Here is a 20,247-nt window from a genome sequence, read left to right as displayed (position 1 = left end):
CAGCTTATGCTCCACGCTTCCTTCCCACGCTCGGTCGCCCTCACGCAGTTGCGCTTCACTTCGTTCGCTGTGATCAACTTACGGCGGGACTTACACCCGCAGGAGTGCGCCCATGCTGGGCGCACCAAAAAACGGGCACCCGAAGGTGCCCGTCAATTCCTAACTCAGACGAAGTCTGAATTAGAAGGTGTGACGCAGGCCCAGGGACAGACCCTGAACGGTGCCACCAACAGCATTGGCGCCGCCCGGCAGAGCGCCGGTGTTGATGCCAGCAGCGTTGATGCCGAAGTCGTAGGTAGCGCCCTTGTCGTTGTTGATCAGAGCGTAGGTGGCCTTCAGCATGGTGCGCTTGGACAGGCTGTGCTCGACGCCAACTTCAAACAGCTTGGCACCGGTGTCGTTGGCGCTGGAGCCGTTAACCTTCAGGTCACGAGCAACATACACCTGACCCAGCAGCTTGGAAGCCGGGGTCACGTTGAAGGTGGCGCCCAGGCCGTAGACAGCTTGGGTGACCTTGTTGCCGCCGAAGTTGTCAGCACGGGCCAGATCGAAGATGGCACGAACGGAAGCAGGACCGAACGCGAAGCTACCACCAACACGCAGATCGCTGATCTTCAGATCATCAGCTCTGCCAGTCGAAACAGCGTTGTAGGTCACAGCAGCCATGGCGGGGCCATTGGCGTACTTCAGACCGACGTCGTAGCCGGTGGTGTTGGCAGCGGCCAGGCCGTGCAGGGACTTGTTCTCGTTGGCCACGTAGGCAACGGTGGCGTTCAGGCCAGCGAAGCTCGGGGACACGTAGGCAATGGCGTTCTTCCAGCGGGTGTCGAAGATCGAGGTGCAGGTGGTGGAACGACCGCAGGTGGTGTTGCTGGGGGCGCCAGCAACGATAGGGGGATAGTTACCAGCAGAATCAGTCGTATTCAACAGGTTGTTGCCCAGCTTGCCCAGCAGAGCGGAGTTGGCGCCGATGCCGGTAGCACCGACGTTGACATCAACAGCAGCACCCAGAGCGCGGGTCGGGCCAGTCAGGTTACCCAGAACAACGGTACCGAAGCCGCCGGCCAGGCCGACGTAGCTGTCACGGTTGGCGCCCAGGGCACCGGCGTTGTCGAAGCCAACAGCGCTTTCGAACTGGAACACGGCGGTCAGGCCGTTGCCCAGAGCTTCAGCACCCTTGAAACCGATCAGGGAAGAGTTGGTGGAAACACGGGTGGTGTTGCCGAGTTCGTTGTTCGCATCGCCAGAGATCTTGACGACGTCGAAGGAAGCGTCAGCCACGCCGTAAACGGTCACGTTGGCTTGAGCGAAGGCACCGGTGGAAGCCAGGCCGGCAACGGCCAGAGCGATCAGTTTCTTTTGCATATGTTTCTCCTCTTGATTGAAGACTGGCACGCACCGCTTGCGCGGGGCCGACCAATTTCACCTCTCTAACGAGAAGTTGGCCTGCATTGTGGGTGCGAGGCAAAGGGTGAAGCAAGGACAGCGTTGTTTTTTGGATAAGACGCCCCGACGAAGTGTTGCAATTTCGCGACAAGAGCCAAAGCTTTTGCCATGGCGCCTCGGAGCGGCGGGCCAAAAACAAAAAAGCCAGCCCGAAGGCTGGCCGGGACGAGGCCGCGTCGCTTACTTCTGGGCGAGGACCCAGGCCACGAGAGTCTTGGCTTCGGCCGGGCTGACCTGCGGGTTGGGAGGCATCGGAATCTGGCCCCAGGTACCAACACCGCCCTTGACGACCTTCTCGGCAAGCTTGGCTTCGGCAGTCTTGTCACCCTTGTACTTGGCAGCGACATCCTTGTAGGCCGGGCCGACAAGCTTCTTGTCGACGGCATGACAGGCCAGACAGTTCTTGGCCTTGGCCAGATCGGCACCGGCGTCGGCGAATGCAGCGGTGGAGCCCATCAGGCCGGCGATGGCGGCGACAGCAACGAGTTTCTTCATGTGATCCTCTTGGGTTGTGTGGCAAAAAAATATCAGGGAAGTCTAAACTTCCCCTGCGGATTTGCCAATTCTCATGGGCTGCGTCCGAGGGGCCGGCCACGTGGCAAAGGGTCGCAAGGCCTCAACGCCAGAACCCGGCCGGGCGTTGACGCCAGCACGGCCAAGGCAGGCTGTGGGGCTTAAGGCCGTCACCGGGTTCAGGGGCGAGAAGTCAGAAGGCGATGGCCACGGCAAACTGGAGACGGACCCGGTGATCACTCTGGCCATAGGCCAGGTCCACGGCGATCGGCCCCGCGGGGCTCCGCCAGCGCGGCCCGAACCCGTAGCCGAGGTTCATCTTGAACAGCTCCCGCTGATCGTTGGCATTGCCGGCATCGACGAAAGCCGCCACGCCCCAGTTGCCCTCGTACCAATGAACATACTCCGCGCTGGTGACGGCCAGGTAGCGGCCGCCGACGATCGCGCTGCCTTCGGTCACGCCGAGACTCTGGTAGGCGTAGCCCCGCACCGTCTGGGCGCCGCCGGTGCGGAACAGGAAATCCTGGGGAACACCATCGCGGCTGGCAGCGATGGTCATGCCACCCTCCGCCCTGAGAATCAGCACATCCCGCTCTCCGATCGGAAAGAAGTGCTGGTAGCGCCCATATAGCCGCACGAAATTGCGATCCGACAGGAAGGCACGGGACGCGCCCCCCAACTGGAGGTTGACCACCTGTCCGTGCCGCGGATCGAGCATGTTGTCGACAGCCCGATAGGTCCAGGACCAGTTGGCGGTGAGCGCCGAACGGCTGGAGCGGAGGCTGCCTTCCGGGGTCAGGATCTCTTGCTGGTAATTGAGGGCCAGCCGGTTCTCCATGCTGCCCCGGGGAATGGTCCGCACCACGCCGATGGACTGACGCTGGGTCTGCAGGCCCGAAATGTTGGTGTGCTCGGCAAGGGCGCCGACGCTGTCCAGATAGCCGGAGGCGGACGGCGGCAGGAATACATCGGCGTAGCCCAGCTGGCGCCGCTGCTCGACGCGCACACCGCTGACCAGGTTCCAGGGCTGGCCCATGAAGTGGGCGTCCCGATAGCTGGTCTCGACCCGGTAGCCGGTATTGCTGCTGACGCCGGCCCCGAAGCCGATGCGCCGTGGCTTGGCCTCGGTGACGTCCACCCGCACCGGTACGGCGTCCGGAGTGGCGCTGCTACGATCGATATCGACAACCACCGAAGCGAAGTAGCTGGTGTTCTGCAGGGCCGTCTGGAAGCGCAGCAGCCGCTCCTGACTGTAGGGCTCGCCAAGCTCCGGTGGGCGATAGCGCTCGATGAGGCTGGCGTCATAGTCCGATAGCCCGTTGATCTGCAATGCCCCGAAGCGGAACACCGGGCCACTGTCCACTTCCACCTCCAGCCGGGCGCTGGCGGTCTCCGGGTCGATGAGGGCCCGGCTGTCCGAAATGCGTGCGGCAGCGTATTCGCGGCTGGACAGGGCATCGAGCAGACGCTGCTTGGCCCCATCCCAGTCGGCTTGCCGGAAAGGCTGCCCGACCGGCAAGCCCCATGCGGCCTGCAGCGCCGCCAGGCGCTGCGGGCGATCCCCACCGGAACCGGTGATGTCACCGGCGAAACGCAGATCGAGGGCCGATATGCTTGTCCTGCGCCCCGGCGTGACCACGACGCGCAGGCGCTCGCCCTCCAGATCCTGCCTTTCGATGGCCGGCGAAAAATACCCCTCCGTGGCGAGGATCTCGCGGATTTCCTTGCGCGCCCGACGCATCAGGGCAACCCGGCCGGCGGCATCCAGAACATCTTCCGGGGCGCGCTCAAGGAAATCGAGGTGTTTGACGAGTAGCGGGCGCAGAGCATCGGGAGCCTGGAGTTCGACCAAGCTGTCTGCCCCATGGGCAGACACGCCCCCGGCAAGGGCGAGCAACATGAACGACAGGCGGATAAAACTGGAATGGCGCAGCACCCGCGGATTCTACCAGCCCGAGCGCCACGCCCGTTCAGGCCTCTCCGAGCTGGAGCAGCCCGGTGTCGCCCCCGGTCGCAGCGACATCGACACTGACGCAACGTTCGACAATCAGGTGCGCGAGAGCATAGTGGGGTTCCGGCACCAGACAGGGCAGGATCGCCCCCCCACGCCGGGCCAGCACACTCCGCCATGACGGGGCCTCGGGCACATCCAGAAGGGCTGCCGCCCAAGGCTGGACCAGCGCATCCGGATGCACATCCACCATACCCTGCACGGCTGGTGGCAATGAACCTCGCCAAGCTTCGGCAGCTGCACTGTCAGCCAGCAGGAGGCGGTTGTCGGTGGCCAGCACGACGGCCAGTTGGTGGAGCCAGGCGGCAGCCGTGCTGGCCATCCCCAGAACCAGCCCCCGGGGATGGAAACTAAGGGTGTTGCTCTCGCCGGTCGGCCCCGGCAAGGACACCGCCAGTCCAGCCAACGATGCCTGCCGGTAGGCATCGATCGCCGCGAGAAGAACGTTCCGCTCCGCCTCCGCCAGCCCTGCCCCACCAGTGTTGATCCACGCCTCAAGGCAGGCAAGCAGAGGACGCTGAGGGCGCGATACATTGGCGAGTGGTACCGACGCCCCCTGCACCAACCGACCAAGCAGAAGCGGCCCACCGGCCTTCGGCCCCGTCCCCGAAAGCCCCTCTCCGCCAAAGGGTTGCACCCCCACCACCGCGCCAATCATGCTGCGATTGACGTAGATGTTGCCCACCCTCACCCGCCCGATGATGCGCTGGGCAAACTCGTCAATCCTCGACTGGATGCCCAGAGTCAAGCCATACCCCTGGGCCGCCAAGGCATCCAGCACCGCATCCAGATCCCGGGCGGCATAGCGGACGATATGCAGCACAGGCCCAAAGACCTCCTGGCGCAGGTCGGCCACAGACGAAATCTCGATCAGGGTAGGCGCCACGAAATGGCCCCGGGCACACCCGTCGGGAAGACTACGGGTCAGGACACGGCAGCGATTGGCACGCAATGCATCCACATAGGCGTCAATACGGAGACGGGCCGCGGCATCGATCACCGGCCCCACATCGGTTGAAAAATCCTCAGGCGGACCGAGGCACAACTCGGCCATGGCGCCATCGAGCAATTCCAGAACCCGATCGGCAATATCCTCTTGCAGACACAGCAGACGCAGGGCCGAACAACGCTGGCCGGCCGAGTCGAAGGCCGAAGTGATCACATCGCCGACCACCTGTTCGGGCAGGGCGGTGGAGTCCACGATCATGGCGTTTATGCCTCCGGTCTCTGCCACCAGCGGCACATCACCCCGGCTTGCCAGCTGGCGGTGGATGCCGCAGGCCACTTTTGTCGATCCGGTAAACAGCACACCGCGAACGCGCTCGTCCGCCACGAGCACCGCCCCCAGCCCGCCCCCTCCGGGCAGGCACTGCAGCACGGCGCGCGGCACCCCAGCCTCGTGGAACAGGGCAACAGCCCAATCGGCGATCAGCGGAGTTTGCTCGGCAGGCTTGGCGATCACCGGATTGCCGGCCGCCAGGGCGGCAGCAATCTGACCGACAAAGATCGCCAGCGGGAAATTCCAGGGGCTGATCGCAGCGACACAGCCAAGGGGAATGCTGCCATCAAGATCACCAGCCCGCAGACGGCTGGCGTAATAGCGGCAGTAATCCACCGTCTCACGGACCTCCCCCAGCGCCGTAGGAATGGTCTTTCCTGCCTCCCGCACCAGCAGCGCCACAAGGGCATGGGTGCGAGCCTCAAAGGCCTGGGCAGCCCGCTCAAGACACAGGGCACGATGCGCCGGCCCGGCGCCGGCCCAGTCGGACGCCGCATGCACGGCGGCCTGCAGCGCCCCCTCCACCTCGATCGGCGTGGCGACGCGCACAGCCCCCACCCGCTCGGTGCGGCAAGCCGGATTGCAGACATCCACCGCTCCGTCCATCCCGCCGGGGTCCACACCGCTGACCCGCGGCTGCACCTCCACGAACGCTTCCCGGCTTTGCGCCAAGGCGGCCCTGAAAGCCCGCCGGACAGGGGCTGCCGCCAGATCGAAGCCCCGGCTGTTGCGACGCCCGGGGTACATATCTTCAGGCAGGGGGATACCCGGATGGGGATGGCCGGCGCCCGCCTGCACCTGCACCAACGGATCGGCAACGAGAGCGGAAACCGGCACGCGATCATCGACAATTCGGTTGACGAAGCTGGTGTTGGCGCCGTTTTCGAGCAGCCGACGCACCAAGTAGGCCAGCAGGGTACGGTGACTGCCCACCGGGGCATACACCCGCACCGGCCGCCGCAAGCGCGCATCCTCCGCCCCCACCAGTTGCCGGTAAAGACTGTCCCCCATTCCGTGCAGGCACTGGAACTCGTAGTCCCCTGGCCGGAACGGGCCGCCCGCCTCGACAATGGTCGCGACCGTATGGGCGTTATGAGTGGCAAACAGAGGAAACACCGCGTCGGGCACCGCCAACAGGCGTCGGGCACAGACCAGGTAAGCCAGGTCGGTATGTGCCTTGCGGGTATAGACGGGATAGTCGATCAGGCCATCCTGCTGAGCACGCTTGATCTCGGCATCCCAGTAAGCCCCCTTGACCAGGCGCACCATCAGGCGCCGCCGATGGCGGCGTGCCAGGGTAACCAGCCACTCGATGACAACCGGCGCCCGCTTCTGATAGGCCTGCACCACAAAACCCAGGCCCGACCATTCATCCAGCGCCGGGTCTGCAGCCAACGCCGCAAGCACATCAAGGGACAGGTCCAGCCGATCCGACTCTTCAGCGTCGATGGTCAGGCCGATATCGTGGCGCTTGGCCAACAGGCACAAGTGGCGCACCCGGGGCACGAGCTCATGCAACACCCTGGCGTGCTGGGACCAGTGATAGCGCGGGTGGAGGGCCGACAGCTTGATGGAAATGCCATTGCCCTTATGAACACCCCGCCAACGGTCCTGATGACCGATGGCTTGAATGGCGTGGGCGTAAGCGGTAGCGTAGCGCGCCGCCTCGTCGGCCGTCACAGCGGCCTCCCCGAGCATGTCGAAGGAATAGCGATAGTCCGCTGCGGCCCCCGTTGCAGCACACTCCAGCGCAGCCTCGATGGTCTCGCCAAGCACAAACTGCTGCCCGACAAGACGCATCGCGTAATCCATGGCCTCCCGGAGCAGCACCTCCCCGCCGCGCACGGCGATGCGCTGAAGGGCGTGAGGAACGCCCGCCGCCTCGTCGGGCGCCAGCAGACGCCCGGTGAGCGCCAGGCCCCAGGCGGCCGCATTGACGAACAAGGACGGGCTGTGGCCCACATGGGCCGACCAGTCACGGGCACGCAGCTTGTCCCGGATCAAGCACAGGCGGGCATCGTCATCGGGCACCCGCAGCAGGGCCTCGGCAAGACACATCAGGGCCACGCCTTCGCTGCTGCCGAGGGAAAACTCGTTCATCAACGCATCAACGCCCCCGGACCGGCGGCGGCGCTGACGTACGCCGATGGCAAGCTGCTCCGCCAGCAAGGCAATGCGCTTCGCCTGGTCTGCCGAGGGCAGAGGTGCTCCAGCCAGCGCCTGAACGGCCTCGACCTCAGGCCGTCGCAGTGCGGCCTCCATGGCTTGGCGCAAAGCCACCAGCTCGGCCTCCAGAGAGGCATCATCGAGATCAGGGGCAGCAGTCATGAGATCACCTGAAAAAATCGGCACACGCCAATGTCAGGTTCGACCAGCCCAGATAAAAACGATTCAACCGACACCGCAAACGCGCCGATTGAATCGTCAGAAAAGCAGGATCAGGCCTCGAGGTGGTAGGCGACGACCCGCTCTACCTCGTTACGGGAACCCAGGATAACCGGCACACGCTGATGCAGCTTGCTCGGCTGGATGTCAAGGATGCGCTCCCGCCCGGTGGATGCCGCCCCGCCGGCTGCCTCAACGATCATCGCCATCGGGTTGGCCTCGTACATCAGGCGCAGCTTGCCGCCCTTGTCCTTCATCTTGCTGTCCATGGGGTACATGAAAATGCCGCCCCGAGTCAGGATACGGTGCACGTCTGCAACCATGGAGGCCACCCAGCGGGTGTTGAAATCACGCCCCCGCGGACCTTCTGCACCGGCCTTCAGCTCGCTCACGTAGCGCTGGACGGGCGCCTCCCAGAAACGCTCGTTGGACGCGTTGATGGCGTATTCCTTAGTGTCCTCCGGAACCTTCATGTCCGGGTGGGTGTAAATGAAACTGCCCATCTCGCGATCCAGCGTGAAGCCATGGACGCCATCCCCCACCGTCAGCACCAGCTGGGTGGACGGGCCATATACCGAATAACCGGCGGCCACCTGGGCACTGCCCGGCTGCATGAAATCAGCCTCTGTAGCGGCATTGACGCCTTCAGGGCAACGCAGCACCGAGAAGATCGTGCCGACCGAAATGTTCACATCGATGTTGGAGGAGCCATCGAGCGGATCAAACAGCAACAGGTAGGCGCCCTTCGGGTACTCACCCGGAATCGGCCGGATCTCCTCGACCTCCTCGGAGGCCATGGCTGCCAGGTGCCCACCCCACTCGTTGGCCTGGATCAGGATGTCGTTGGCGATCACGTCAAGCTTCTTCTGGGCTTCACCCTGCACGTTGTCGCTGCCGGCCTCACCCAGCACACCCGCCAGGGCGCCTTTGGAGACATTGACGGCAATTGCCTTGACCGCCCGGGCAACGACCTCCATCAGCAGACGTAGATCGGCACTCATCAGCCCCTTGCGCTGCTGTTCGATCAGAAATTGGGTAAGCGTGACACGACGCATGACTCGACTCTCCGGAATAACCTGTAAAAGTAAGGATTATCGCCCGGATCGAGGCCTTTCGTCGTTTATGATTGCGGGCCGGATTCCGCTGCGGTGGATATCCACCCTTCTACGAAAGACTCATCACAAGGCATCATGGAAGTTCTGGTCATCGGCGCCGGCCTGGCAGGCGTCACAAGTGCCTGGTATCTGGCGCAAGCAGGTTGCAGTGTCACCGTCGTGGAGCGCCAACCCGGACCCGGGTTGGAAACCAGCTTTGCCAACGGCGGCCAGATCTCCATCAGCCACCCCGAACCCTGGGCCAACCCTTCAGCCCCCGCTACCATCCTGCGTTGGCTTGGCCGCAAGGATGCGCCGCTCCTTTTCCGGCTGCGTGCCGACTACAAGCAGTGGCGCTGGGCCGCCGCCTTCCTGCGCGAATGCCTGCCCGGACGCAGCGTGCGCAACACGACCGCCATTGCCAACCTCGCCATCTATAGCCGTCAGGAGTTGCAGGCGCTGCGGGCAGCAACGGGCATCCAGTACGAGTCCAGCGACGCCGGCATCCTCCACCTCTTCCAGAGCCAGCGCGAATTCAGCGCCGTTCCCGCACGCCAGAAGGAGCTCGAAGCGCTGGGTATCCGCGCCCGGATCCTCATGACGGACGAGGCCATCGCCCTTGAGCCCGCGCTGGCCTCCCTGCGCCCGCGTCTGGCCGGTGTCATGCACGGTCTGGACGACGAAAGCGGCAACGCACACTTGTTCTGCCGCGAGTTGGCTGCCAAAGCCCGGGAAGCCGGTGTGCGTTTCATGTACGACGCACGCATCTACGATTTCGACATGATACGCGGCCGCATTCGCGGCATCCGCGTACTCGATGCAGACCACAAGGCAGGTGTCCTGCAGGCAGATGCCGTGGTCGTGGCAGCAGGCAGTTACAGCCCGGCACTGATCGCACATTTCGGGGTGCACCTGCCGATATATCCGGTCAAGGGCTATTCGATCACCGTCCCCATCGTGAATCCGGAGCGAGCCCCAAAACACAGCCTCACCGACGAATCTCGCCGCATTGTGTGTTCGCGGCTTGGCGATCGACTGAGAGTGGCCGGCACGGCCGAGCTGAACGGCTTCGATCTCAGCCCCAACCCGGCACGCAGTGCCAGCATCGTGAAATGGCTGGAAGAGCACCTTCCCGGAGTCGCCAACCTGGAACAAGCCGAGCACTGGTGCGGCCTGCGACCGGCAACCCCGAGCAACGTGCCCCTGATCGGGCGCACGCGCATCGACAACCTATATCTGAACACCGGCCATGGCACCCTGGGCTGGACCCTGGCATGCGGCTCGGGCCGAGCGCTGGCCGACATCATGACCGGCCGCACGCCTGAGCCTGCCTTCCCCTTCCGCACCTGAACAGGGCTGGCCCAAAGATCAGCCGTCCGCCGACTCCTCAAACAAGATCCGATAGACGAAGGCCGACAATACGACCTGCTCGGCATGGGGCAAATCCTCGAACTGGACCCCATGCTGAATCTGGGGCCCCCCCCCTTCCGGTGTTGCCGTGGCATGAACAGAGCGCAGCACGGCCGGAATGGTCAGAAACTGCTCCACATCACTCACCATCACGCGGAACTTGATGGCCAGCCGGTCATCCTTGACTCCCATCGGTGATTTGCCGATCAGCATGGCACCACCGATGCTGAGATCCAGGATGGTCGCCGCATGCGAACGCCCGTCTGCTCCTGCAACGGCAGCAATGAGATTGACCCGCGCCCGGGCGCCCCGACGAACCACCAGGCCACGGACACTGTTCGGGTAAGTTAGATGCAAGTGCGGGAAAGGCACATTTGCCACCTTGAAGATGGTCGCGCCGAAGGCGAAAACACTCTTTCCCGAAAACATACGCACCACAAAGCTCTGCCCTTCCCGCATCAGGAGAACCTTGCCTTCCTGGGTCGGGGTGGTGACGATGATGCTCTTGCCCTTGAGGTAACCGATCAGCTTGACGTAATAACGCGACTGGCCGCTGTCACTCTGTGTCTGCAACTGTAGGGTATCGCCAATATCCAGCTTGATCTCGTCAAAGCCGCACAAGTCGTCCGCAGGGCGACCACCGAGCTCCTGGCTCGGACGGGTCTCGCTCACCTTCAGTTTGCGGAAAAGACCGCGCTCGATGAGCGCATTTTTCTGGGACTCAGTCTCGACAACGACGCCACGAGCCAGCAGGAGCTGATGGCGATCATCGTAAAGGGGCCAGGGTACCGGGCGGCCAACCTCAACCTCACCACTATTGACTCGCACAAAGGACATCGCACACCCACCCACGGGATTCAAGTGCAATTCATATCGTCCCCCAAAGCAGGGACTTTAGCCCTTGCTCCAACTACTTTGCGCCCTCCCGGGCACACTGGAGGCAAGGACAGTGCAGGAGGGACGCCAAAGGGCACCAAGGGGAAGGTTTCAGAGCGAAACCCGGAAAAAAGCAGGAAGGCTAACACCCGACCCACGGTGGGGCCGGAGCACACTGAATCGACGGACGTCAGGCCGGCAGGCTGTCCGCCTTCTGGGTGGGCGGCGTGCAGCAGGCGGAAGATCCATCCTCGCCCCCTTCCTGAGGTGGATTACGAATCTCGCCCGTCTGGGTGTCAAACCCGATCGAATCAATGTATGCGGCAAGCGCAGAATCCATGGTGGCGACGTGATTGTCGAACCAGATAGGCAACTCCTGCAGCAGCTGGCGTCCAAGAGCGGCATCGCCCCGCTCCATGCGCTTACGCACATCACGACAGACGGCCAGGACGCGATCATGCTCCGCCTTGTGGCAGCCCGGAAAGCCGATCAACTCCATCCAGCGGTTTTCCTGGTCGAAATGCTCGACGGTGTGCGCGATGAACGCATCCATCTCTATCAGCTGAGCTTCACCGGAGGCCGCAAGCAAGCGGTTATAGGCATCGACGAACTCTTGATGAGTATCGTCCATCGGCCCCAGACCCAGAGCCAGTTTGTCAGTCCATTCCATGGCAGCCATGCGCTGAAACCTCAAGATTTGAAAAATTGCGCGCCACTTTATACCTCGGCAAGAACAACTTCCCTGAGCAAGGTCAAGGGCCGGAGGTGTAATGCTGAGCTTATTTGACCAGTTTCAGATGGCTACGAAGCCCCGCCTTGCCAGACTCGGTCGATACTTCCTGGCCCGGCCCGGCATCGTCAGCCCCGTCAGGGGCGAACTCAGGCGCATCCTCCCCGGCTTCGTGCTCGAAGCCAGAGGCCAGTTCAAACGCCATACCATGACCGTTTTCGCGGGCATAAATGGCCGACACGTTATCGACAGGGACGGAGATATTCTGCGCGACGCCACCAAAACGGGCCTGAAAGGCGATCAGCTCGTTGCCCATAACCAGACTCTGGGTCGCATCCGGCCCGATGTTCAGAACAATCTGACCATCCTGCACAAAGCTACGCGGCACCATGGTACGGCCATCAACCGCCACAGCGAGATAGGGTGTCAGCCCCTGATCGACACACCATTCATGAATGGCACGAATCAGATAAGGCTTGGTGGAAGCGTCGCTCATGACCGGGACCTTGAAGACAAACGAGGCCGAGAGAAAGGCCACAGAAAAGAGAAAGAATAGACAGGGCCGCGACAGAGCGCGGCCCGGGATGCAAGACTCAGCGACGCATGACCTTCTCGGAGGGCGTCATCGCATCGATAAAGCCCTGACGGCTGAAAATGCGCTCAGCATACTTCATCAAAGGAGCTGCCGAACGGGGCAGCTCGATGCCGTAATGATCGAGACGCCACAGCAAGGGGGCGATCGCTACATCCAGCATGGAGAACTCTTCGCCCAGCAGGAATTTCTGCTTGGTGAAGATCGGCGCCAGCTGAGTCAATTGATCGCGCACATGGGCACGCTCCTTGTCGGCGCCCTTGGGGTTCTTCTCCAGGGCTTCGATATGGGAGAACAGCTCAAGCTCGAAAGTGTGCAACAACTGACGGGCCCGGGCACGCATGATGGGGTCGGGCGGCATCAGTTGGGGATGCGGGAAACGCTCGTCGATGTACTCGTTGATGATGTTGGACTCGTAAAGCACGAGGTCACGATCAACCAGCACCGGAACCCGGTTATACGGGTTGATGACGGCGATGTCTTCCGGCTTGTTGAAGAGATCGACATCAATCACCTGGAAATCCATGCCCTTTTCAAAGAGCACGATACGGCACCGGTGACTGAAAGGATCTGTCGTTCCGGAATACAAATTCATCATCGTTGTGTTACCCCACGAATACTCGGTATCACGCACCACGCGACGGGCGCGTGGTGCGTCTTGCTCAGTGACAGCAAGTGACTGCATCGGCGAAACCTTCCGCCGATTAGTGGACGTCTTTCCAGTAATTCTTCTTCAGAAGATAGGAAAGAACGAAGAGCAGACCCAAAAAGGCAATCACCGCAGTACCGATGTTCTTACGCTTCTCGGCCATCGGCTCGCCCATCCAAACCAGGTAGGAGACGAGATCGGCGCTTGCCTTGTCGTACTCTTCCTTGGACAGCTTGCCCGGCTTGGCCAGCTCAAGGGAAATCTCCTTGATCTTGCCGCCATGGCCATCGTCCTTCTCGCTCACTTTGGCAATCTGCTCGCCTTGCAGTTCATAAAGAACATGGGGCATGCCCACATTCTCAAAAACCACGTTGTTCCAGCCGGTCGGACGCTCGCTGTCACGATAGAAGCTGCGCAGATAGGTATACAGCCAGTCCGCACCGCTGCCGAACTCGGACGCACGGGAACGCGAGATCACGGTGAGATCCGGAGGGGCGGCACCGAACCAGGCCTTGGCTTCATCACGCTGCATGGCGATGCGCATCGGCTCGCCGACCTTGTCGGCGGTGAACATCAGGTTGTCCTTGATGGCCTGCTCGGACAGACCCAGCTCCTGGAGCCGGTTGTAGCGCATGTAGCTGGCGCCGTGGCAGTTGAGGCAGTAGTTGACGAAAAGCTTTGCACCGTTCTGCAGTGCAGCCGGGTCGGTGGACACCGGAGCCTTGTCGAGGTGCAGTTCGGCACCGCTTGCAAAGGCAAGCAGCGGTGCGAACAGGAGAGACGTCAAAAGTTTTTTCATGGCTTTCATTCTCATTAACCGGTCACCCGATCAGGCTCGGGCTTGCACTTGTCCATCTTGGAGTACCACGGCATCAACAGGAAGAAGCCGAAGTAGATCACCGAGCAGATCTGGGATACCAGGGTGCGACCCGGGGTCGGAGGCAGAACGCCAAGGTAGCCGAGGATGAAGAAGGCAACGATGAAGATCGCCAGAATGGCCTTGAACAGACCGCCCTTGTAGCGGATCGACTTCACCGGACTGCGGTCCAGCCAGGGCAGGAAGGCGATGATCACCACGGCTGCGCCCATGGCCACCACCCCCCAGAACTTCGCGTCGATGCCGAGCAGCGGATAGGTGACCGCACGCAGGATCGAGTAGAACGGGGTGAAATACCAGACCGGCGCGATGTGCGGGGGAGTCTTCAGCGGATCGGCGGGAATGAAGTTGTTGAATTCCAGGAAGTAGCCGCCACCTTCAGGTGCGAAGAACACGATGAAGGAGAAGACGATCAGGAAGCCGACCACACCCACAATGTCCTTGACGGTGTAATAGGGGTGGAAGGGAATGCCATCCAGCGGGTGACCATCAGGGCCCTTCTTCTTCTTGATCTCAACGCCATCCGGGTTGTTGGAACCAACCTCGTGCAGAGCAACGATGTGGGCTGCCACCAGGCCGATGAGAATCAGCGGCACGGCGATGACGTGGAAGGAGAAGAAGCGGTTCAGGGTCGCGTCGGACACCACGAAGTCGCCACGAATCACGACCGAAAGGTCGGGACCGATGACGGGAATCGCAGAGAACAGGTTCACGATCACCTGGGCGCCCCAGAAGGACATCTGCCCCCAGGGCAGCAGGTAGCCCATGAAGGCCTCGGCCATCAGCGCCAGGAAGATCAGGGTGCCGAAAATCCAGATGAGTTCGCGGGGCTTGCGGTAGGAACCGTAGAGCAGACCGCGGAACATGTGCAGATACACCACGATGAAGAACGCCGAGGCGCCCGTGGAGTGCATGTAGCGGATCAGCCAGCCGCCCGGCACGTCGCGCATGATGTATTCGACAGAGGCAAACGCCACCGGCACACCGGACGCGTTGAGGGACGCATCAGGTTTGTAGTGCATGACCAGGAAGATGCCGGTAACGATCTGAATCACCAGGACCAGCAGGGCCAGGGAACCAAAGAAGTACCAGAAGTTGAAGTTCTTGGGGGCGTAATACTCAGTGAGGTGCCCCTTGATGGAGGACGTCAGCGGAAAACGCTCGTCAACCCAGTCGATTACCGCTTGAGCTTTGGTGGTCATCGTTTATGCCTTTCCGTCTTCGCCGATCAGGATCTTGGTATCGGCCAGATACTTGTGCGGCGGAATCTCGAGGTTATCCGGTGCAGGCTTGCTCTTATAAACACGGCCGGCCATATCGAAGGTGGAGCCGTGACAGGGGCACAGGAAGCCGCCGGCCCAGTCAGGCGAAACGCCACTCTCGGCACCAGTCTTGAACTTGTCGGACGGAGAGCAGCCAAGGTGGGTACAGATACCGACCGCCACCAGGATTTCCGGCTTGATGGAGCGGGTTTCGTTCTTGGCATAAGCCGGCTGCATCGGCTTGTCGGAAGCCGGATCGCTGACTTCACTATCGGTCTTTTTCAGGGAATCCAGCATTTCCTTGGTGCGGTTGATGATCCACACCGGCTTGCCGCGCCACTCGACGGTCATCATCTGACCCGGGCCCAGCTTGCTGATATCCACTTCAACCGGCGCACCGGCTGCCTTCGCACGCTCCGACGGCGTCAGGCTCGCGACGAACGGCACGGCCGCGGCGACTGCGCCCACGCCCCCTGCCGCCGACGTCACCAGCAACAGCTGGCGCCGACCCGCATCTACTTTCTGATCCACGCTCATGGCCCACTAACCTCAATAAAAGAGACTTCGAAGATCGCAATACGGAAAACCTGCGGAGTATAGCGAAAACCCTTACCCAAAAAAAGGGCTAGTGGCCTAAACCCGCGCCAGCATTGGGAATTATGGCGTTCTCAGGCTTCCCGGACAGGAAGGAAACCGGCGCAAAGACATGAAAGATCCCGATTTATGCTGCGGCGCAACAAAACACCGGCAGGCCACAGCGGCATAATCACCTGCCGACACCACCCTATCCCCCAAGCCCCATGCCTGCCCCCGCCATAGCGCTGCTCGTTCTCACCCTGACCCTCACAACCGCCCCGGCAAGTGGTGGAGAGCGCTGGCCAGCGGCCCTTGACGCCAGCCTTGCCCGCAACGGCATTCCCCAGAGTGCAACCAGCGTGCTGATTCAGGATGTGGAAGGGGCGTCGGCGCTGCTGAGCCACCGCGTCACCGCCCCAATGAACCCGGCCTCCGTGATGAAGCTGGTGACGACGTTTGCAGCCCTCGATCAGCTCGGTCCGACCTTCACCTGGAAGACCCGCATCATGGTCGGTGCGCCGATCCGGGATGGCGTGCTAAAGGGCGACCTGTCGATCATCGGCGGTGGAGACCCGCGCCTGTCAAGAGAGCGACTGTGGCTGATACTCCGCGAGCTGCGCTCACGCGGCGTCAAGCGCATCGAAGGCGACGTCCTGACCGACCGTAGCTTCTTCAGCCTGCCGTCCCACGACCCCGCAGCCTTCGACCAACGCCCCCTGCGGCCTTACAACGCAGGCGCCAACGCCCTGACTGTGGACTTCGGATCGATCCAGCTGCGCATGCAGCCCACCTCGGAGGGTGCCGAGGCAACCCTGGACCCACAACCCACCGGACTGCTCGTCGTCAACCGGATTCGTCGCCTTGCCGGCAACACCTGCGGCGACCCCGTCACCCATCTCACGGCAAGCCCACGCGAGGAGAGTGGCAATACTATCCTGGGTCTGGAAGGCAACCTGCCTCTTGGATGTACTGCAAGCTTTGACTGGAACCTCGCCCCGCTCCCCCCCGAACGATTGTTCGAGGGGCTGTTTCGGGCGTTGTGGCGCGAGCTGGGCGGAGAGATCTCAGGGCACTTCCGCGAGGCACCACCGCCCCAGGGCAGCCAGGTGCTGGTCGAGTCCAGCTCGCCGGCGCTGCCGGAGGTGCTGCGCGACATGAACAAATGGTCGAACAATGTGATCGCCCGCCACGTGCTGGCCACCCTTGGCGCACTGGCCGAGCCGGGCCGTGACTCCGCCGCTGCCGGGGCACGGGTGGTCGAACGCAGCCTGAGGGCATCGGGCATCTCCACGGAGGGGCTGGTCATCGAAAACGGCGCGGGACTGTCACGTAACGAACGCGTGACCGCCCTCAGCCTTGGCGATCTGCTGCGGGCCGCCTGGCGCAGCAGGACGATGCCCGAACTGATGTCGTCCCTGCCGATTGCCGGACGTGACGGCACGGCCCGGCGCCGCGTCGCCAACAGCCCTGCCGCCGGCACAGCCCACATCAAGACGGGCACGCTGGACGGGGTACGTAGCCTGGCAGGTTACGTGCTGGGTGCCAGCGGCCGGCGCTACGCCGTGGTGCTCATGATCAACCACCCCAATGCCGGCGCAGCCCGTGAAGCCCAGGACGCACTGCTGGAGTGGACCGCTGCGCAGTGAAGCGACTCAACCCTCATGGGAGTGACGCTTGAGGGCATCGAAGGGAATCACCTCAAGTGCCGCCATGTGTGTTGCCGCGAGCACCACGGGCGGCGCCACACCGGCCTCCCAGGCCTCTCGCCAGCGCAGGGCGCACAGGCACCAGCGATCACCGGGCTTGAGGCCGGCAAAGCGATACTCGGGGCGCGGCGTAGACAGATCATTGCCACGTAAGGCGCTGAACCTCAGAAACTCGGCGCTCACCTTGACACACACATGATGGCGGCCAAGATCATCCGGGTCGGACTCACAACACCCCGTCCGCATCCAGCCCGTCAAGGGGGCATAACTGCAGGCCAGCAAGGGGCCTCCCAGTACGTTGAGGGCATCGCTCACCGGCAGGTCTTCTGTACTCAATCGGGATACCCCTGGGGATTGGTGCTTTGCCAGCGCCATGAATCAGCACACATTTCGTCTATGCCCCGCGTCGCACGCCAGCCCAACTCCCGTTCAGCCAGGGCTGGCTCGGCATAGCATTGGGCGACATCGCCGGGGCGGCGGGCCACGATCTCGTAGGGCACCGGACGGCCACTGGCCTCTTCAAAGGCCTTGACCACTTCGATGACGCTGTAGCCACGCCCCGTCCCCAGGTTGACCGTCAGCACACCGGGGCGTTCCGCCAGCCGCCGCACAGCCGCCACGTGCCCTACCGCCAGATCGACCACATGAATATAGTCGCGGACGCCGGTGCCGTCAGGGGTCGCATAGTCCCCGCCAAAGACACGCAACCGGGGCAGGCGCCCTACCGCCACTTGGCTGACAAAGGGCATCAGGTTGTTGGGGAGCCCGTTGGGATCCTCGCCGATACGCCCGCTAGCGTGAGCCCCCACCGGGTTGAAGTAGCGCAGTAGCGCCACTCGCCACTCCGGGTCTGCCGCCGCCAGGTCGGACAGCACGAACTCCATCATCCATTTGGTGCGCCCGTAGGGATTGGTCGGGCCGGTGGGAAAATCCTCGCGGATCGGCACGCTGGCAGGGTCGCCATACACGGTGGCCGATGAGCTGAACACCAGGGACTTGACCCCCGCCTCGCCCATGACCTCGGTCAGGGCCACCGTGCCGGCAATGTTGTTGTCGTAGTACATCAAGGGCTTGGCAACGGATTCCCCCACCGCCTTGAGCGCCGCGAAGTGGATCACCGCATCGATGGCATGGGCCTTGAACAACTCGCGCAGGGCGGTCTTGTCGCGCACGTCAGCATTGTAGAAGGCCAGCAGCTGGCGACCAGCGATGGCCTCGACCCGCCGCAGGGCTTCCGGCTTGCTGTTGCAGAAATTGTCGACGACGACCACGTCATAGCCGGCGCCGAGGAGCTCTACGCAGGTATGGGAGCCGATGTAGCCGGCACCGCCGGTCACGAGAATGGTAGGCATGCACTGTTCCAGTGAAGGGTTGATGCCCCGATGATAACGCGGCTCGCCAAGCAACAGGCCCGGGCGAGCGCCAACGGATATGTCAAATTGCCCCGGCCGCCCGCAGCGCAGCAATCCGCTCCGCATCGAAACCCAGGCCACGGAGGAGTTCATCGGTATGCTCGCCCAGCCCTGGCCCCAGCCACTCGGTTGAGCCCGGGGTTTCCGTGAGCCTCGGCACGATGCCGGGGATGCACATCGGCGTACCGTCGGGCAGGCTCGCCTTCTCCAGCATGCCCCGCGCCGCAAACTGGGCATCACGGAACATGTCGGCCACCGAGTACACGGAACTGGCCGGCACCTCGGCCGCCTCCAAGGCGGCCAGCACGCTGTCACCATCCCGCGCCGCCACCCAGGCATCGATCACCCCGTACAGCTCGATCGCCCGCAGGTCGCGCCCCGCGTTGCTGGCGAGGCCCGGATCGTCGGCAAGATCAGGGCGACCCACCGCCAGCATGAGGCGCTTGAAGATCGCATCGCCGTTGCCACCCACGATGATGTGGCGCCCATCGCGAGTGGTATGCGTATTCGAAGGCGTGATGCCCGGCATGATGTTACCCGTCCGCTCCCGCACGAAGCCGGCGACATCAAACTCCGGCACCATGCTCTCCATCATGGCGAACACCGCTTCATAGAGGGCCACATCCACCACCTGGCCCAGCCCTCCATTCACCTCCCGATGGCGCAAGGCCATCAACCCACCGATGGCAGCCCACAAGGCTGCAATCGAATCGCCGATGGAAATCCCCGTGCGCACCGGCGGACGGTCCGGAAAGCCAGTGATATAGCGCAGCCCGCCCATGGACTCACCAATCGCCCCGAACCCCGGCCTGTCCTTGTAAGGGCCGGTCTGGCCAAAGCCCGACAAGCGCACCATGATCAACCCGGGATTCGCCGCCGACAACACATCCCAGCCCAGCCCGAGCTTCTCGAGCACACCGGGGCGGAAGTTCTCCACCACAATGTCCGCCTCGGCCGCCAGCTGACGAACAATGGCCACCCCCTCTGGATGCTTCAAATTGGCGGTCAAGGACTTTTTGTTGCGTGCCTGAACCGACCACCAAAGGGACGTACCCTGATGCAACTTGCGCCACTGGCGCAGGGGGTCACCGCCATCCGGGGCCTCCACCTTGATGACATCCGCACCAAACTCCCCAAGAATGCGCGTACAGAAGGGCCCTGCGATCAAGGTGCCCAACTCCAGCACCTTCACGCCCTGCATCGGTTTCATATGGTTTTCTCCCTCTTTTCTCGATTGCCATTCGAATATCTGCCAGATTGTGTTAAACCTTGCAAACACACGAGCCAGCGCCCTCAAGTATGCGGTCTGGCTTTCGATATTGATCTTTAATGCGGTCCGCCGCTGCCAGCAAGGATCTTGCCCCCTGCCCTATCGGGGTGTACTGAATCGCACGATCCACGCTTCCATTCCGATAATCACAAACGTGCC

At 62.7% G+C, this 20,247-nt stretch carries 17 protein-coding genes; 2 read left to right on the top strand and 15 right to left on the bottom strand.

Translation table 11 applies throughout. The features are described 5' to 3' along the window. Window positions 1-180: 180 nt before the first annotated feature. The 5 genes from PHI64_RS16565 to PHI64_RS16545 form a co-directional block, all read right to left on the bottom strand. The gene (locus PHI64_RS16565; RefSeq protein WP_299884973.1) at window positions 181-1,365 is read right to left on the bottom strand and encodes a porin; all 1,185 of its coding nucleotides are present in this window, start codon (window positions 1,363-1,365) and stop codon (window positions 181-183) included. Window positions 1,366-1,626: 261 nt separating this feature from the next. Further along, window positions 1,627-1,941, bottom strand: a complete 315-nt coding sequence (locus tag PHI64_RS16560; RefSeq protein ID WP_299884971.1) for a c-type cytochrome — start codon at window positions 1,939-1,941, stop codon at window positions 1,627-1,629. A 211-nt stretch (window positions 1,942-2,152) separates the two neighbouring features. Further along, window positions 2,153-3,895, bottom strand: coding sequence for an autotransporter assembly complex family protein (locus tag PHI64_RS16555; RefSeq protein WP_299884968.1), 1,743 nt, complete (start codon window positions 3,893-3,895; stop codon window positions 2,153-2,155). A 34-nt stretch (window positions 3,896-3,929) separates the two neighbouring features. Further along, window positions 3,930-7,577, bottom strand: coding sequence for a bifunctional proline dehydrogenase/L-glutamate gamma-semialdehyde dehydrogenase PutA (gene putA / locus PHI64_RS16550; RefSeq protein WP_299884965.1), 3,648 nt, complete (start codon window positions 7,575-7,577; stop codon window positions 3,930-3,932). Between the two features lie 110 nt (window positions 7,578-7,687). Continuing rightward, complete coding sequence (locus tag PHI64_RS16545) at window positions 7,688-8,689, bottom strand: class 1 fructose-bisphosphatase (RefSeq protein WP_299884962.1); 1,002 nt, start codon at window positions 8,687-8,689, stop codon at window positions 7,688-7,690. Window positions 8,690-8,824: 135 nt separating this feature from the next. Between PHI64_RS16545 and PHI64_RS16540 the strand changes: the two genes are divergently transcribed. After that, window positions 8,825-10,078 carry a D-amino acid dehydrogenase gene (locus tag PHI64_RS16540; RefSeq protein WP_299884959.1) on the top strand — a complete coding sequence of 418 codons (1,254 nt, stop codon included), beginning with the start codon at window positions 8,825-8,827 and terminating at the stop codon, window positions 10,076-10,078. Between the two features lie 18 nt (window positions 10,079-10,096). Here the strand turns inward: PHI64_RS16540 and PHI64_RS16535 are convergent, their stop codons facing one another. The 7 genes from PHI64_RS16535 to petA all read right to left on the bottom strand — a co-directional run bounded on the left by PHI64_RS16535 (window position 10,097) and on the right by petA (window position 15,661). Then, window positions 10,097-10,975, bottom strand: coding sequence for a flagellar brake protein (locus PHI64_RS16535; RefSeq protein ID WP_299884956.1), 879 nt, complete (start codon window positions 10,973-10,975; stop codon window positions 10,097-10,099). A gap of 229 nt (window positions 10,976-11,204) precedes the next feature. Next, complete coding sequence (locus PHI64_RS16530; protein ID WP_299884953.1) at window positions 11,205-11,693, bottom strand: hemerythrin domain-containing protein; 489 nt, start codon at window positions 11,691-11,693, stop codon at window positions 11,205-11,207. Window positions 11,694-11,793: 100 nt separating this feature from the next. Continuing rightward, entirely contained in the window at window positions 11,794-12,240 is a 447-nt protein-coding gene (locus PHI64_RS16525) for a ClpXP protease specificity-enhancing factor (RefSeq protein ID WP_299884950.1), read from the bottom strand. 97 nt (window positions 12,241-12,337) lie between these two features. Next, the gene (locus tag PHI64_RS16520) at window positions 12,338-12,934 is read right to left on the bottom strand and encodes a glutathione S-transferase N-terminal domain-containing protein (RefSeq protein WP_296569802.1); all 597 of its coding nucleotides are present in this window, start codon (window positions 12,932-12,934) and stop codon (window positions 12,338-12,340) included. Window positions 12,935-13,040: 106 nt separating this feature from the next. Then, a complete protein-coding gene (locus PHI64_RS16515) occupies window positions 13,041-13,799 on the bottom strand; it encodes a cytochrome c1 (protein WP_299884947.1) in 759 nt (252 codons plus the stop codon). After that, a complete protein-coding gene (locus tag PHI64_RS16510) occupies window positions 13,799-15,064 on the bottom strand; it encodes a cytochrome bc complex cytochrome b subunit (RefSeq protein ID WP_299884944.1) in 1,266 nt (421 codons plus the stop codon). The genes PHI64_RS16515 and PHI64_RS16510 overlap by 1 nt, the downstream gene beginning before the upstream one ends. A gap of 3 nt (window positions 15,065-15,067) precedes the next feature. Beyond that, window positions 15,068-15,661, bottom strand: a complete 594-nt coding sequence (petA, locus tag PHI64_RS16505) for a ubiquinol-cytochrome c reductase iron-sulfur subunit (protein WP_299884941.1) — start codon at window positions 15,659-15,661, stop codon at window positions 15,068-15,070. 263 nt (window positions 15,662-15,924) lie between these two features. Here petA and dacB point away from each other — a divergent pair, with 263 nt between their 5' ends. Next, window positions 15,925-17,346, top strand: coding sequence for a D-alanyl-D-alanine carboxypeptidase/D-alanyl-D-alanine-endopeptidase (gene dacB / locus PHI64_RS16500; RefSeq protein WP_299884939.1), 1,422 nt, complete (start codon window positions 15,925-15,927; stop codon window positions 17,344-17,346). 6 nt (window positions 17,347-17,352) lie between these two features. Here dacB and PHI64_RS16495 read toward each other — a convergent pair whose 3' ends face one another. The 3 genes from PHI64_RS16495 to PHI64_RS16485 form a co-directional block, all read right to left on the bottom strand. Continuing rightward, window positions 17,353-17,721 (bottom strand): DUF2237 domain-containing protein, encoded by a 369-nt coding sequence (locus tag PHI64_RS16495; protein ID WP_366945208.1) that lies wholly within the window; start codon window positions 17,719-17,721, stop codon window positions 17,353-17,355. A gap of 17 nt (window positions 17,722-17,738) precedes the next feature. Beyond that, window positions 17,739-18,758, bottom strand: a complete 1,020-nt coding sequence (gene galE, locus PHI64_RS16490) for a UDP-glucose 4-epimerase GalE (RefSeq protein ID WP_299884933.1) — start codon at window positions 18,756-18,758, stop codon at window positions 17,739-17,741. 82 nt (window positions 18,759-18,840) lie between these two features. Further along, on the bottom strand, window positions 18,841-20,028 hold the full coding sequence (locus PHI64_RS16485) for a CaiB/BaiF CoA-transferase family protein (RefSeq protein ID WP_299884931.1): 1,188 nt from the start codon (window positions 20,026-20,028) through the stop codon (window positions 18,841-18,843). Window positions 20,029-20,247: the final 219 nt, after the last annotated feature.

Origin of the sequence: Zoogloea sp., from assembly GCF_028689785.1 — a bacterium.
GTDB lineage: Bacteria > Pseudomonadota > Gammaproteobacteria > Burkholderiales > Rhodocyclaceae > Zoogloea.
This window is presented reverse-complemented; position numbering and strand designations above follow the sequence as displayed.

What these genes read in the sequence shown, in the direction of transcription:
- PHI64_RS16530 (WP_299884953.1), bottom strand. Translation starts at nt 11,693, where the DNA reads ATGGCTGCCATGGAATGGACTGACAAACTGGCTCTGGGTCTGGGGCCG.
- PHI64_RS16525 (WP_299884950.1), bottom strand. Translation starts at nt 12,240, where the DNA reads ATGAGCGACGCTTCCACCAAGCCTTATCTGATTCGTGCCATTCATGAA.
- galE (WP_299884933.1), bottom strand. Translation starts at nt 18,758, where the DNA reads ATGCCTACCATTCTCGTGACCGGCGGTGCCGGCTACATCGGCTCCCAT.
- PHI64_RS16535 (WP_299884956.1), bottom strand. Translation starts at nt 10,975, where the DNA reads ATGTCCTTTGTGCGAGTCAATAGTGGTGAGGTTGAGGTTGGCCGCCCG.
- PHI64_RS16560 (WP_299884971.1), bottom strand. Translation starts at nt 1,941, where the DNA reads ATGAAGAAACTCGTTGCTGTCGCCGCCATCGCCGGCCTGATGGGCTCC.
- dacB (WP_299884939.1), top strand. Translation starts at nt 15,925, where the DNA reads ATGCCTGCCCCCGCCATAGCGCTGCTCGTTCTCACCCTGACCCTCACA.
- PHI64_RS16485 (WP_299884931.1), bottom strand. Translation starts at nt 20,028, where the DNA reads ATGAAACCGATGCAGGGCGTGAAGGTGCTGGAGTTGGGCACCTTGATC.
- petA (WP_299884941.1), bottom strand. Translation starts at nt 15,661, where the DNA reads ATGAGCGTGGATCAGAAAGTAGATGCGGGTCGGCGCCAGCTGTTGCTG.
- PHI64_RS16545 (WP_299884962.1), bottom strand. Translation starts at nt 8,689, where the DNA reads ATGCGTCGTGTCACGCTTACCCAATTTCTGATCGAACAGCAGCGCAAG.
- putA (WP_299884965.1), bottom strand. Translation starts at nt 7,577, where the DNA reads ATGACTGCTGCCCCTGATCTCGATGATGCCTCTCTGGAGGCCGAGCTG.
- PHI64_RS16510 (WP_299884944.1), bottom strand. Translation starts at nt 15,064, where the DNA reads ATGACCACCAAAGCTCAAGCGGTAATCGACTGGGTTGACGAGCGTTTT.
- PHI64_RS16520 (WP_296569802.1), bottom strand. Translation starts at nt 12,934, where the DNA reads ATGATGAATTTGTATTCCGGAACGACAGATCCTTTCAGTCACCGGTGC.
- PHI64_RS16565 (WP_299884973.1), bottom strand. Translation starts at nt 1,365, where the DNA reads ATGCAAAAGAAACTGATCGCTCTGGCCGTTGCCGGCCTGGCTTCCACC.
- PHI64_RS16515 (WP_299884947.1), bottom strand. Translation starts at nt 13,799, where the DNA reads ATGAGAATGAAAGCCATGAAAAAACTTTTGACGTCTCTCCTGTTCGCA.
- PHI64_RS16540 (WP_299884959.1), top strand. Translation starts at nt 8,825, where the DNA reads ATGGAAGTTCTGGTCATCGGCGCCGGCCTGGCAGGCGTCACAAGTGCC.